This window comes from Streptomyces xanthophaeus, from assembly GCF_000725805.1.
GTDB classification, from domain to species: Bacteria; Actinomycetota; Actinomycetes; order Streptomycetales; family Streptomycetaceae; genus Streptomyces; species Streptomyces xanthophaeus.
In genome coordinates this window covers 15,627-28,461 of sequence record NZ_JOFT01000043.1, presented here as the reverse complement: position 1 = coordinate 28,461, position 12,835 = coordinate 15,627, and the positions used below count along the sequence as shown (strand labels likewise).

12 protein-coding genes and 1 tRNA gene are annotated in these 12,835 nt (G+C 74.1%); 5 read left to right on the top strand and 8 right to left on the bottom strand.

Features of this window, described 5'->3' with window-relative positions; all coding sequences use genetic code 11:
* Positions 1 to 36 precede the first annotated feature (36 nt).
* Complete coding sequence (gene lpdA / locus IO30_RS0125050; protein ID WP_051902569.1) at positions 37 to 1,485, top strand: dihydrolipoyl dehydrogenase; 1,449 nt, start codon at positions 37 to 39, stop codon at positions 1,483 to 1,485.
* Between the two features lie 126 nt (positions 1,486 to 1,611).
* Positions 1,612 to 2,997, top strand: coding sequence for a M14 family zinc carboxypeptidase (locus IO30_RS0125045; protein WP_237403394.1), 1,386 nt, complete (start codon positions 1,612 to 1,614; stop codon positions 2,995 to 2,997).
* Here IO30_RS0125045 and IO30_RS0125040 read toward each other — a convergent pair.
* Entirely contained in the window at positions 2,964 to 3,437 is a 474-nt protein-coding gene (locus IO30_RS0125040; protein ID WP_037895071.1) for a GNAT family N-acetyltransferase, read from the bottom strand. The two genes, IO30_RS0125045 and IO30_RS0125040, sit on opposite strands and share 34 nt — an antisense overlap.
* Positions 3,438 to 3,490: 53 nt before the next feature.
* Positions 3,491 to 4,054, bottom strand: a complete 564-nt coding sequence (locus IO30_RS0125035; RefSeq protein WP_031146373.1) for an FHA domain-containing protein — start codon at positions 4,052 to 4,054, stop codon at positions 3,491 to 3,493.
* 110 nt (positions 4,055 to 4,164) lie between these two features.
* Here IO30_RS0125035 and treZ point away from each other — a divergent pair, with 110 nt between their 5' ends.
* Entirely contained in the window at positions 4,165 to 5,925 is a 1,761-nt protein-coding gene (gene treZ / locus IO30_RS0125030) for a malto-oligosyltrehalose trehalohydrolase (RefSeq protein WP_031146371.1), read from the top strand.
* 19 nt (positions 5,926 to 5,944) lie between these two features.
* Here treZ and IO30_RS0125025 read toward each other — a convergent pair whose 3' ends face one another.
* On the bottom strand, positions 5,945 to 7,069 hold the full coding sequence (locus tag IO30_RS0125025) for an aminopeptidase P family protein (protein WP_031146368.1): 1,125 nt from the start codon (positions 7,067 to 7,069) through the stop codon (positions 5,945 to 5,947).
* Positions 7,059 to 7,955, bottom strand: a complete 897-nt coding sequence (locus tag IO30_RS0125020) for a LysR family transcriptional regulator (RefSeq protein WP_037895069.1) — start codon at positions 7,953 to 7,955, stop codon at positions 7,059 to 7,061. The genes IO30_RS0125025 and IO30_RS0125020 overlap by 11 nt, the downstream gene beginning before the upstream one ends.
* A 77-nt stretch (positions 7,956 to 8,032) precedes the next feature.
* Between IO30_RS0125020 and IO30_RS0125015 the strand changes: the two genes are divergently transcribed.
* Positions 8,033 to 8,878, top strand: coding sequence for a CTP synthase C-terminal region-related (seleno)protein (locus IO30_RS0125015; protein ID WP_078904811.1), 846 nt, complete (start codon positions 8,033 to 8,035; stop codon positions 8,876 to 8,878).
* Between the two features lie 75 nt (positions 8,879 to 8,953).
* A tRNA-His gene (locus IO30_RS0125010) sits at positions 8,954 to 9,026 on the top strand.
* Between the two features lie 57 nt (positions 9,027 to 9,083).
* On the opposite strand, the gene IO30_RS0125000 is transcribed toward IO30_RS0125010, so the two are convergent.
* From IO30_RS0125000 to IO30_RS0124985, 4 genes are all read right to left on the bottom strand, one after another.
* Positions 9,084 to 9,839 (bottom strand): alpha/beta fold hydrolase, encoded by a 756-nt coding sequence (locus IO30_RS0125000; RefSeq protein ID WP_031146363.1) that lies wholly within the window; start codon positions 9,837 to 9,839, stop codon positions 9,084 to 9,086.
* Positions 9,840 to 9,937: 98 nt separating this feature from the next.
* On the bottom strand, positions 9,938 to 10,276 hold the full coding sequence (locus IO30_RS0124995; RefSeq protein WP_031146361.1) for an XRE family transcriptional regulator: 339 nt from the start codon (positions 10,274 to 10,276) through the stop codon (positions 9,938 to 9,940).
* Positions 10,273 to 10,650, bottom strand: coding sequence for a type II toxin-antitoxin system RelE/ParE family toxin (locus IO30_RS0124990; RefSeq protein WP_237403395.1), 378 nt, complete (start codon positions 10,648 to 10,650; stop codon positions 10,273 to 10,275). Before IO30_RS0124990 ends, IO30_RS0124995 begins: the two co-directional genes overlap by 4 nt.
* A 69-nt stretch (positions 10,651 to 10,719) precedes the next feature.
* On the bottom strand, positions 10,720 to 12,786 hold the full coding sequence (locus IO30_RS0124985; protein WP_031146358.1) for a phosphocholine-specific phospholipase C: 2,067 nt from the start codon (positions 12,784 to 12,786) through the stop codon (positions 10,720 to 10,722).
* Positions 12,787 to 12,835: the final 49 nt, after the last annotated feature.

Here is a 12,835-nt window from a genome sequence, read left to right as displayed (position 1 = left end):
TTGGACTCATGACAACGTGCCGCGCACGCTGGGGACATGGAAAACCACAGCTACGACGACAGCAGCCACGACGGCCGTGACGGCGCCGGCCCCGTGGACGTGATCGTGATCGGCGGGGGGACGGGCGGCTACAGCACCGCCCTGCGCGCCGCGGCCCTGGGCCTGACCGTGGTCCTCGCGGAACGCGACAAGGTGGGCGGGACCTGCCTGCACCGGGGCTGCATCCCCAGCAAGGCCATGCTCCACGCCGCCGAACTCGTGGACGGGATCGCCGAGGCGCGCGAGCGCTGGGGGGTCCGGGCCCACGTGGACTCGGTGGACTGGTCCGCGCTGACCGCCACCCGCGACGACATCGTGGCGCGCAACCACCGTGGTGTGGAAGGACATCTGGAGCATGCCGGGGTACGCGTGGTGCGCAGCGGCGCGCGGCTGACGGGCCCCCGGTCCGTACGGACCGAGGACGGGCGGGAGTTCACGGCCCGGCGCGGGATCGTGCTGGCCACCGGGTCCCGGCCGCGCGTCCTGCCCGGCCTGGAGCCGGACGGGCAGACGGTGGTGACCAGTGACGACGCCCTGTTCGCCGCCGGGCTCCCGGCCTCGGTGCTGGTGCTCGGCGGCGGGGCGATCGGGGTGGAGTACGCCTCGTTCCACCGCTCCATGGGCGCCGAGGTGACCCTCGTGGAGGCCGCGGACCGGCTGGTCCCGCTGGAGGACGCGGACGTGTCGCGCCATCTGTCCCGGGGCCTGAAGAAGCGCGGGATCGACGTGCAGACCGGCGCGCGGCTGGAAGGGGCGACGGTGACGGACTCCGCCGTGCGGGCCCGTGTACGGACGGCCCGCGGCGAGGTGCGCGAACTCACGGCGCAGCGACTGCTCGTGGCCGTGGGCCGGGTCCCGGTCACCGACGGGCTGGACCTGGCCGCGGCCGGACTGGCCGCCGACGCGCGGGGGTTCGTGGAGCCGGCCGACTGGTCCCGGCTGGAGACCGCGGTGCCGGGCATCCACGTGGTGGGCGACCTGCTGCCGCCGCCGTCCCTGGGGCTGGCCCACGCCTCCTTCGCGGAGGGGCTGCTCGTGGCCGAGACCCTGGCGGGGGTGGCGAGCCCGCCGGTGGACTACGCGGCCGTGCCGCGGGTGACCTACTCCGCCCCGCAGACCGCCGCCGTCGGACTGACCGAGGCGCAGGCGCGGGAGGCGGCGTACGACGTGGTGGTGAACACGATGCCGCTGACCGCCGTGGCCAAGGGCATGGTGCACGGGCAGGGCGGCGCCGTGAAGGTGGTCGCGGAGCGGGGCGGGCGGGTCCTGGGCGTGCACCTGGTCGGGCCGCACGTGTCGGAGATGATCGCCGAGAGCCAGCTGATCGTGGGCTGGGACGCCGAACCGGCCGACGTGGCCCGCCACGTCCACGCCCACCCGACCCTGTCGGAGGCGGTCGGGGAGGCCTTCCTGAGCCTGGCCGGCCGGGGTCTGCACCAGCAGTGACCCGGCCCGCCCGCTGCGGCCCCGCTCCGGCGAGCGGCCCCCTCCCGAGGCTTTGGCCAGGGCATTCGCCACAGTTTCACGGGAACTGCAGGGCGCGCGGAGCAGTAGGGGGCGCGTGCGGCGGGCATGGCATCCCTTGTGACTCTCCTCCTGGACATGTGCTACCCCACCCCGAGCGAGCTGGCGCTGGCCGCCCGGGCGCTGGCGGACGAACACCCGGGGGAGGTCCGGCTGCGCCAGGCCGGCACCTCCCGGGCCGGGCAGCCCCTGTGGCTGCTGTCCGTCACCGCGACCGGGCCCGGCACCCGGGCCCGGACGGGCGCTCCCGCCGCGCCCGGCCGCAACGTCCTGGTCGTCGCCGGGGCCCATGCGAACGAACCCGTCGGCGGCGCGACCGCGCTGTCCCTGGCCCGCCGCCTCGTGCGCGCACCGGCGCCGCGGCGCGGCTGCGGCTGGCACTTCCTGCTCTGCGCCGACCCGGACGGCGCTGCCCTGCACCGCACGCCCCGCCCGTACTCGCTGCTCGACTACCACCGCCACTTCTTCCGGCCCCCCGGCCCCGAACAGCCCGAATGGGCGCCGTCCTTACTGCCCCCGGACCGGCTGCCGCCCGAGACCCTCGCCCTGACCGCCCTCATCGACGAACTCCGGCCCGTCCTCCAGGTCTCCCTGCACGCCACGGACCTCGGCGGCAGCTGGGTACAGCTGACCCGCGACATACCCGGCCTCGCCGAACCCTTCGCCACCTCCGCCACGGAACTGCGCATCCCGGTGGAGACCGGCGCCTCCGACGCGGCGGGCTGGCCCTCCCCCGGGCCCGGGATCTACGTGATCCCCGAGCCGGGCAGCGAGGCCGCCGGAGCCTTCCACCCGGAGGACACCCGGCTCAGCACCTGGTACCACGCCCACCGGTACGCCGGGACCACCGCCATCATCGAAGTCCCCATGTGGGCCTCGGACCTGGTGGACGATCCGGCCCCGCACCCCGATCCGCGCCGCGCCCTGCGCGTCCTCGCGGCGCGCCTCACCGACGACGCCGCGCTCGTGGCCGGCGTACGGGCGCTGCTCGGCGCCGAAGCGCCGTCCCCCTACCGGGACCCGGACGCGGCGCCGCTGCTGCGCGCGGTGGACTGGACCCTCGCCCTGATCCCCCGGATCGCCCAGGGGTGGACCGGCAGCGGTGCGCCCCCGGAAGCCACCGCCGCGTACATCGCGGGGATCGACGCCTTCGGGCGCCGCCTGTCGCTGCGCGCCGCCGCGATGCTGCTGCGGGTGCTGCGCACCCGGGGCCACCCGGCCGCGCCCGGGCTGGACCGGCTGGTCACCGGCTGGTGCGAGGAGTTCACGGCCCGGTTCCAGGCGCGCTGGGTACCGGTGGCCGCCCAGGTGGAACACCAGTCCCGCACCGTGCTGGCCGCCTACGAACGCCTCGTGGACCCGTCGGCGCCGCCCGCCCCGGCCGCGCCCGCGCGGGCCGTTCAGGATCCGGCGGGCTCCACGGGCAGGGTGTAGCGGCGCTTGGGGCTGCCGGTGGCGCCGAGGCGGTCGTAGAAGCGGATCGCGCCCTCGTTCCAGTCGGGGGTCTGCCACTGGACCTCCGCGAGGCCGAGCTCCCGGGCGAGGTCCCGTACGCCGTCCACCAGGGCGGCGCCGAGGCCGTGCCCCCGTGCGTCCTCGGCGAGGTAGAGGCAGTCCATGTGGAGGTAGTGGCGGGCGTCCCAGAAGGCGAACTCCCGGGAGCAGGCGGCGTACCCGGCCACCGTCCCGTCCGGGGTCCGCGCCAGCAGCACCCACAGCGGGGCCCCCTCGGCGAAGAGCTGCGGGCCCAGCCGCTGCGCGAGGTCCGGCGGGCGCGGTGCCGACTTCTCGTACGCGACGTGCTCGTGGACCAGTTCGACGAGCCGGGGCAGGTCCTCGGGGCGCGCGCGGCGCACGGCAGGCGTGTGTTCCATGGGCACCATCTTGCGTCCCCGCTCCGTAGGGGCCGCGGCGGCCCCGTACGGCGTCAGTCCGCCGAGAGCCGGAAGGTGACCTTCCCGAAGCCGATCTGGTCCCCGGCCCGGACCACGGCCGAGCCCGTCACCCGACGGCCGTTGACCGTGGTCCCGTTGGTGGAGCCCAGGTCCTTGAGCACCCACACCCCGTCCCGGAGCCGGAGCTCGGCGTGCGCCCGGGAGACGGTCTCGTGGGTGAGGCGCAGCCCGTTGCCGGGGTCGCGGCCGATCCGCAGGGCCCCGCTGCTCGGGTGCGGGAGGAGCAGCTTGGGCAGCTTCTCGGCGGTCCAGGCGCGCCGGACCCCGACGGTGACGGCGGAGGCCCGGCCGACCCAGCCGAACAGCCGGCGGGTCCAGGGGCTTTCGTCCCCGTCACGGCTCTCCAGGTCCGCGGTGAGCACCGCGAGCTCCTCGGAGCGGCGGGCCGCCAGGGCGAGTTCCATCCGGCGCAGGAACGTGTCGTGGGACAGCCGCCCCAGGGCGGCTCCCTCCCTGAGCTGGCCCAACGCCCGGTCGCGCTCGGCGTCGGAGAGCCGCGGCGCGGGGAAGGCGGGAAATTCGAAACTCGACGTCACAGGGTGATTGTCGGCCCGTCGGGGCCGGAGTGTCCAGAACTCCCCCGCCGCGCCCGGAATGATGGGCACGATACGCATGCTGGACACCGCCGGAGACGAGGGGACCGTCCGTGCAGTTCGAGGTGTGGGCACCGCTGACAGGTCATGTCGCCATGCGACTGGACGACACGACGTACGAGATGGCACGCGATCCGGACCGGGACGGCTGGTGGGTCGTCGAGGCCCCGGCCGCCGACGGGAGCCGCTACGGGTTCCTGCTGGACGGCGGCTCCGGCGCGGCGGCCGTCGTGCGTCCCGACCCGCGCGGGCGGCGGATGCCGACCGGGCCGGACGGGCCGTCCGCCGTGGTCGACTTCGCGGCCCTCGTCGCGGAGCCGGTCCCGGCGCCGCGCACCCCGCTCCAGGACGCGGTCCTGTACGAGCTGCACGTCGGCACGTTCACCCCCGAGGGCACCTTCGACGCCGCGGCCGCCCGGCTCGGGCACCTCACCGGGCTCGGCGTCACGCACGTGGAGCTGATGCCGGTCTGCCCCTTCCCCGGCCGCAACGGCTGGGGGTACGACGGGGTCGCGCCCTGGGCGGTGCACGAACCGTACGGCGGCCCGGCCGGCCTCGCCCGGTTCGTGGAAGCCGCGCACACCGCGGGCCTCGGCGTGGTGCTGGACGTCGTCCACAACCACCTCGGGCCCTCCGGCAACCATCTCCCCGCCTTCGGCCCGTACTTCACCGAGACCCACCACACGCCGTGGGGCGCGGCGGTGAACCTGGACGCGCCCGGCTCCGACGAGGTCCGGGCCTACTTCATCGGCAGCGCCCTGGCCTGGCTGCGCGACTACCGGATCGACGGGCTGCGCCTGGACGCCGTGCACGCGCTCGCCGACGGGCGGGCGCTGACCTTCCTGGAGGAACTCGCCGCGGCGGTCGACGAACTGGCGGCGGAGACCGGCCGGCCGCTGTTCCTGATCGCCGAGTCCGACCAGTGCGACCCGCGCACCACCACCCCGCGGGCCGCCGGGGGCCTGGGCCTGCACGCCCAGTGGAACGACGACTTCCACCATGCCCTGCACTGCGCGCTGACCGGTGAGTCCCAGGCGTACTACGCGGACTTCGCCGAGGCCCCGCTGGCCGCCCTCGCCAAGACGATGACCAGGGCCTTCTTCCACGACGGGACCTGGTCCTCCTTCCGGGGCCGCACCCACGGCCGCCCCCTGGACCACCGCCGCACCCCGGCCCACCGATTCCTCGGCTACACCCAGACCCACGACCAGATCGGCAACCGGGCCCTCGGCGACCGCCTCTCGGCCTCCCTCTCCCCCGGCCTGCTGGCCTGCGCCGCGACCGTGGCGCTGACCGGCCCGTTCGTACCGATGCTGTTCATGGGCGAGGAGTGGGGCGCGGGCACCCCGTGGCAGTACTTCACCGACCATCCCGACCCGGAACTCGCCGAGGCGGTACGCAGCGGCCGGCGGCGGGAGTTCGCGGCGCACGGCTGGAAGGCCGAGGAGATCCCCGACCCGCAGGACCCCGCCACCCGCGACCGTTCCTGCCTGGACTGGGCCGAACCGGAGCAGCCCGGGCACGCGCGCCTGCTGGCCTGGTACCGCACCCTCGTCGCGCTGCGCCGCTCGCACCCGGACCTGCGCGATCCGGACCTCGCGGCGGTCCGCGTCGCCCACGACGAGGAGCGGCGCTGGCTGACCTTCCGCCGGGGCGACGTACGGGTGGTGGTGAACCTCTCCGCGCAGCCGGCCACGATCGCGCTGGGCCGCAACGGGGTGCGGGTGCTGGCCTCGTGGGAGCCCGTCCACCACCCGGGCCCGGACGGGCGGATCCACGTGCCGGGCGAGTCCGCGGTGGTCCTCGGCCCGTAGGTGCGCCGCGTCCGGGGGCCTACTCGACGACCGCCAGCTCCCTCGGGGCGTTGTTGAGGCGGCGCACGCCGTCCTCGGTGACGGTCACGACGTCCTCGATCCGGACGCCGAACCGGCCCGGCAGGTAGACGCCCGGCTCCACGGAAAAGCACATGCCGGGGACCAGGGGCCGCTCCTCGCCCTCGACCATGTACGGCGGCTCGTGGGTGGTGACGCCGATGCCGTGGCCGGTGCGGTGGATGAAGCGGTCCCCGTAGCCGAACTCGGTGATCACCGCGCGGGCCACCCGGTCCACCTCCTGGCAGGCGATGCCCGGCCGGACCGCGGCGGTCGCCGCCTGCTGGGCCTCGCGGACGATGTCGTGGACCCGCTGTTCCTCGGCGCTCGGCTCCCCGACGTGCACGGTGCGGGAGATGTCGGAGCCGTAGCCGTGCCACAGTCCGCCGAAGTCGAGGACCACCATGTCGCCGTGCGCGATGACCCGGTCGCCGGCCTCGTGGTGCGGGTTCGCGCCGTTGGGCCCGGAGCCGACGACGGTGAAGTCGACCTGGGAGTGGCCGTGCGCGCGCAGCAGGGCGGCCAGGTCGGCGGCGACGTCGCTCTCGCGGCGTCCGGCGAACGGCAGGTGCAGGACCTGCGCGTAGGCGGCGTCGGCCGCCTCCCCGGCCGCCGCGAGGCGGGCCAGCTCCCGTTCGTCCTTGACGGCGCGCAGCATGGGCAGGGCGTCGGTCAGGGACACGTAGGAGGTGGTGGGCAACTCCCGCTGGAGGCCCAGGAGGTGGAGGGCCCAGGTGTTGTCGCTCACCCCGAAGCGCCCGGCGGCGTCGAGCAGGGGGGTGGCCGCCGCGTACGGGTTCCCTCCGTCGGCCCAGTCCCGCAGGGTGAGCGCGGCGGCGCCGGGGGCCTTGGCCGCGTCGGGGGCCTCCAGCGCGGGCACGACGAGCACGGGGTCCTGCCCGGCGGCGAGCACGAGCAGGGTCAGCCGCTCGGTGTCGGCGGTGACCCGGTAGCCGGTGAGGTGGGTGAGGTCGGGCCCTGGGGCGATGAGCAGGCCGGCCAGTCCCGCGTCGGCGGCGCTCCGGGCGGCGGCGGCCATCCGGGCGGCGTAGTCGGCCGCGGTGAAGGGGGCGGGGTCAGTGGTCATACGGGGATCCTGCCGTGAGGCGCGCGGCGAGGGCAGTGGCCGCGCCGGTCGGGGCGCCGGGCACGAGCAGTTCCGTACGGTGCACCAGGCGCGGCGCCGACAGCGGTACGGCGACCCCGGCTGCTGCCGCGCCGACCGCCCCCGCCCCCGCCCCCGCGGCGGCGGACTCGGCCACGCGGCGCGGCAGCAGCACGAGGCCGTGTCCGGCGAGGGCCAAAACGCACAGGCCGTGCACGTCGGTGCCTTCGTAGCGCACTGCGGTACGGGCCGACGGGCGGCCGGCGAGCGGCAGGCCCACTCCGGGGGCGTCGAGCCAGCGCGCGTCGGCGAGGTCGTCCAGCCGCAGGGCGGCCCGCCCGGCGAAGGGGTGCCCGGCGGGCAGCAGTACGGCCAGTTCCTGCTCACCCACGCCGGTCACGGTGAGCGGGGCCACGTCGGGCAGCCTCAGCGGGTCGCTGGGCGCGGCCGGACCGTCGGCCAGGCCGAGGTCGCAGCCGCCGGTGGCGACGGCGGCGGGCACCTGCGCGGGCGGCAGCACCCGCAGCGTGACCCCGGTCGCCGGGAGGGCCGCCAGCAGCCGGGGCCCGACGGCGAGCGGGGACACCGCGAGCGTGACCCGGCCGGGCGGCGCGGCGGCCAGCCGCAGGACGTCGGCGCGCGCGGCGTCGAGCCGCAGCAGCAGCGGCCCGGCGTGTTCCAGCAGCCGCTCCCCGGCCGCGGTCGGGGTCACCGGCCGCCGGGTGAGCAGCTCGGTCCGCAGGTCCGCCTCCAGGGCGGCGATGTGCTGGGAGACCGCGGACTGGGTGTAGCCGAGCTCCCGGGCCGCGCCGGAGAAGGAGGCCAGGCGGGCGACGGCGACGAAGGTGCGGAGCAGGTGCGGGTCCATGCCCATCAGCATTGCTTATGGATCATGCAGGAACAATCGTTGGTGCTGAAGTGGGACCCGGCCGCAGGATGATCCGCATGACCACCGCACCCGCCGCACGCGCCGCATCCACGGCCCCCACCGCCCCCACCGCACCCACCGCACCCACCGCACCGATCGCGCGGATCGCCCTCGTCGGCGACCGCTCCCCGCACGTCACCTCCCACGCCCGGATCCCGCTGCTCCTCGACGCCCTGGCCGCGCGCGACGGACTCGTCCTCGACGCGTACTGGATCCCGACCGGCGACGCCGCGGCCGAGGCCGCCTCCGGGGCCCTGGCCCGCTTCGACGCGGTGTGGGTGCTGCCCGGGAGCCCGTACGCCAGCGAGGCCGGGGCGCTGGCCGCGATCCGGACGGCCCGGGAGGAGGGCATCCCCTTCCTCGGGACCTGCGGCGGCTTCCAGCACACGCTGCTGGAGTACGCCCGCACGGTCTGCGGCCTGACGGGGGCCGCGCACGCCGAGCAGGACCCGGGGGCCGAGGACCTGCTGATCGCGCCGCTCGCCTGCTCGCTGGTGGGGCACTCGGGCCTCGTCCGGGCCGAGGCCGGGTCGCTCGCCGAGTCCGCCCTCGGCGCGGAGCGCTCGGTGGAGCACTACCACTGCACCTACGGGCCCGCGCCCCGGCACCTGCCGGCGCTCGCCGCTCGCGGGCTGCGGATGTCGGGGCACGACGAGGAGGGGCAGGTGCGCATCGTGGAACTGCCCGGCCACCCCTTCTTCCTCGCCACCCTGTTCCAGCCGGAGCTGTCCGGGGACGGGACCCGTCCGCACCCCGTGATCCGCGCCCTCGCCGCGGCGGCCGTGGCACGCGCCGCCCGCCGTACGGACGGGGTCACCCCACGGCTCGCCGCCGCCCTGGCCGGGAGCCGGTCCGCCGGATAAAGGCGTCGCGGGACCACCCCTCAGATCGGCTATGCTGTGCTTGCACATCGAACGGGTGGTCCGCCGCCCTTCGTGGTGGGTGTAGCTCAGTTGGTAGAGCACCTGGTTGTGGTCCAGGTGGCCGCGGGTTCAAGTCCCGTCACTCACCCTGTAGGTCCCCTGGGGCCGCGAGTCCTCTCGCGGCCCCAGGGGCTTTTTTCGTGCCCTACGCCCGGAGGAAGGCCTCGACCTCGGTGGCGAAGGCGACCGGGGCCTCGTGCGGCAGGTAGTGGCCGGCGCCGGAGAGGGTCTTGACCCGACAGTTCGGGTACCAGGCCTGCCAGGTGGCGCGCATCACGTCGGCGGTGAGCGCGAGGTCGTGCTCGCCGACCAGGACCAGCACCGGGACGGTGCTGCCCTTCACGGCCTGGGACAGGTCGAGGGGCTGCCAGCTCGCGAGGTACGCGGCGAAGGCCTCGGGGCGGGAGACCTCCAGGGAGTGCGCGACCATCCGGGCCAGCCAGTGGCGGCTGGCGCGGTTGCCGGTGACCAGGTCGAGGATGGTCCGGCGCTTCTCCGGGTCCTCGGCGGCGCCGTAGAACAGGGCGTGGGCCGCGTCGTCCAGCTCGTAGGGCGCGGCCGGCACGGGGGCGATCCCGATCAGCTTCTCGATGCGCTCGGGGGCCCGGACGAGGACCTGCTGCACCGCCTTGCCGCCCATGGAGTGGCCCAGCAGGGAGAAGGTGTCCCAGCCCAGCTCGTCGGCGAGTTCGAGGACGTCGTCGGCGATCTCGGGAACGCTGTAGCGGCCGGAGACGTCCCGGCGCCCGCCGTAGCCGCGGTAGTCGAGGAAGGCGTAGGAGAAGCCCTCGGGGTCGAGGTACTCCAGCACGGAACCCCAATTGGCGGAGGTCCCGAACCAGTCGTGCAGCACGATGACACGGACGGGCCCGGTACCGATCCTGCGGTGGGCGATGGCCATACGTTCTCCCTCGGTGGCGATGGCGGTGGCGTGGCGGAAGCTCCGCCGCCGTACGTTCTGCCCACCGGGCCTACCATCACACCGAGCCGCCGCAACCGTCAGGCCACGGTGTACTCGGTGTCGCCGAAGTCGGCCACCACACGCAGGCGTCCGCCGAGCGCCTCCACATAGGAGCGCAGGGTCGCGACCTCCGTGCGGTCGGTCTCACCGTTCTCGATGGCCGACACCCGGGGGGCGGACACCCCCATCGTGTCGGCCACGTCCTTCTGGGTGAGCGCCTGTTCCTGCCGGATCTCGGCAAGCCTGTACGCCCGCACCTCGGCCATGAGCCGGTCCATCGCGGCCTGCTTCTCCGCCGGAGACCGCACCGGCAGCCCGGCAGCCACCCGGCGCTCGCGCACCTGACGCTTGGCCTCCTCCCAACCGACACCGCTCATTCGTACTCCCTGGTGTCCAGCTCACTGACGTGAGCCGCGTACCGCTTCTCGGCAAGCGGGATGTTCACTTCGTACCATCGCTGCCAGTTCCCGGCCTTGTCCCCCGCAACGAGCAGCACGGCGCGGCGAACCGGATCGAATGCGAACAGGATCCGGATCTCACTGCCACCCGAGGATCCCGGCCGGAGTTCCTTCATGTGGTGCTGCTCCGCACCCTTGATGCGGTCGACGAGCGGGCGTCCGAGCGTGGGCCCGAACATCGCGAGCGCGTCCACCGCGTCTTCCACCTGTTCGGCGCTGTCCCAGTCCGTCTCGGCCAGCGCATCGAACCACTCCGCCACCTCGCCCACGAGGATTACTTCCCATTGAGCCACGCCCGGGAAGTTAACGCAAGCGTTAACCCCCCGGGCGGGAGAAGCGGGCGGGATCACCCGTTCGGGCGGTCAGACGGTCTTGATCGCGGGGTCGGAGACGCCCGGGGCGCCCGTCTCCACGTGGCCGGCGAAGCGGCGCAGGAAGGTGGCGTCGGCGTCGGAGACGACCTTGACGTCGTACCAGCGGCCTGTCGTGCGCAGGTCGACCGTGTGGGTCACCGTGGCGCCGGGGTTGACCTTGAAGGTCTGGGCCGCGCCGCCGTAGGCGTTGGTCACCGTGAGGTTGACCGCGGCCGCACCGGAGTTGGTCAGGCTGAGCGTCAGGTTGCCGGTGGCCGCCGCGTGGCGGGCGGTGACCTCGGGGCCGGCCTTCTTCGCCGGGCCCTTCCAGGTGCGCAGGAACCCGTTCGGGCCCCAGACGCTGAGGTCGATCTGGTTGCCGGTGGAGCTGCTGGTGCTCCAGGTGTCCGAGAGGGTCTTGCCCGCCTCGACGGTGTAGGGCCAGGGACCGTCCGTGCGGTTGCCGGAGGTGCTGTGGAAGTGGGCGCCCAAGGTGGGGCCGCTGGCGAAGGTCAGGGTGAACTTGCCGGTGGAGACGGTGGCCTTGCCGTCCACGTACGGGTGGTAGCCCAGGGCCCGGGTGGGCTTGGAGCCCGCCTCCTGCTTCGGGAGGGTGCCCGTGGCCGGCACGGTCGGATAGTAGGACGGGTGGCGGTTCTTGTCCGGCGGCACGTATCCGGCCGTGGAGGGCAGCGCGGCGGGCGCCGCGTCGGCCCGGGTGAAGTCGAAGGCCGAGGTCAGGTCACCGCAGACGGCTCGGCGCCACGGCGAGATGTTGGGCTCCTGCACCCCGAAGCGCTTCTCCATGAAGCGGATCACCGAGGTGTGGTCGAAGGTCTCGGAGCAGACGTAGCCGCCCTTGCTCCACGGGGAGACCACGATCATGGGGACGCGGGGGCCGAGGCCGTACGGGCCGGCCGCGTAGCCGGAGACGCCGCCCGCGTACAGGTCGCCCTTGACGTCGGCCGTGGACAGGCCCCAGGCGGAGGAGGCGGGCGGGTACGGCGGGACCACGTGGTCGAAGAAGCCGTCGTTCTCGTCGTAGGTGATGAACAGGGCGGTCTTCGCCCACACGTCCGGGTTCGCGGTCAGCGCGTCGAGGACCTTAGAGATGTACCAGGCGCCGAAGTTCGTCGGCCAGTTGGAGTGCTCGCTGAAGGCCTCGGGGGCGGTGATCCAGGACACCTGCGGGAGGGTCCCGTTCACCACGTCGGCGCGCAGCCGGTCGAAGTAGCCCTCGCCCGCGGCGGCGTTCGTGCCCGTGCGGGCCTTCTCGTACAGGGGGCTGCCGGGCTGGGCGTTGCGGTACGTGTTGAAGTACAGCAGTGAGTTGTCGCCGTAGTTGCCGCGGAAGGCGTCGTTGATCCAGCCCCAGTGGCCCGCCGCGTTCAGGCCGTCGCCGATGTCCTGGTAGACCTTCCAGGAGACCCCGGCCGATTCCAGCCGCTCCGGGTAGGTCTTCCAGCCGTAGCCCAGCTCCTGGTTGCCGAGGACCGGGCCGCCACCGGTGCCGTCGTTGCCCGTGTAGCCCGTCCACATGTAGTAGCGGTTGGGGTCGGTGGCTCCGATGAAGGAGCAGTGGTAGGCGTCGCACACGGTGAAGGCGTCGGCGAGGGCGTAGTGGAACGGGATGTCGTTCCGGGTCATGTACGACATGGTCGTGGCCGTCTTGGCGGGCACCCACTTGTCGTACTTGCCCTTGTTGTAGGCCTGCTGACCGCCGGCCCAGTCGTGGTTGAGGCCCGTGAGGAACTGCATCCCGAGGTCTTCCACCTGCGGGTTGAAGGGGAGGATGTCCTTCGTCCCGTTGGACTGGTGGAAGACGGACTTGCCGTTGTCCTGGAGCACGGGCCGGGGGTCACCGAAGCCGCGCACGCCCTTCATCGCCCCGAAGTAGTGGTCGAAGGAACGGTTCTCCTGCATGAGGACGACGACGTGCTCGATGTCCTGGATCGTTCCGGTGCCGCCCTGCGCCGCCGGGATGGCGGCGGCCCGCGCGATGCTCTCGTTCAGCATGGCGACGGCCGCGGTGCCGCCGGCGATCTGCAGGAACCTGCGACGGTTCAGCTCTGTCATGGGTGACGACCTCTGGGGGTGAGGGGGGAGTCGGGGGCGCCCCAAGGAC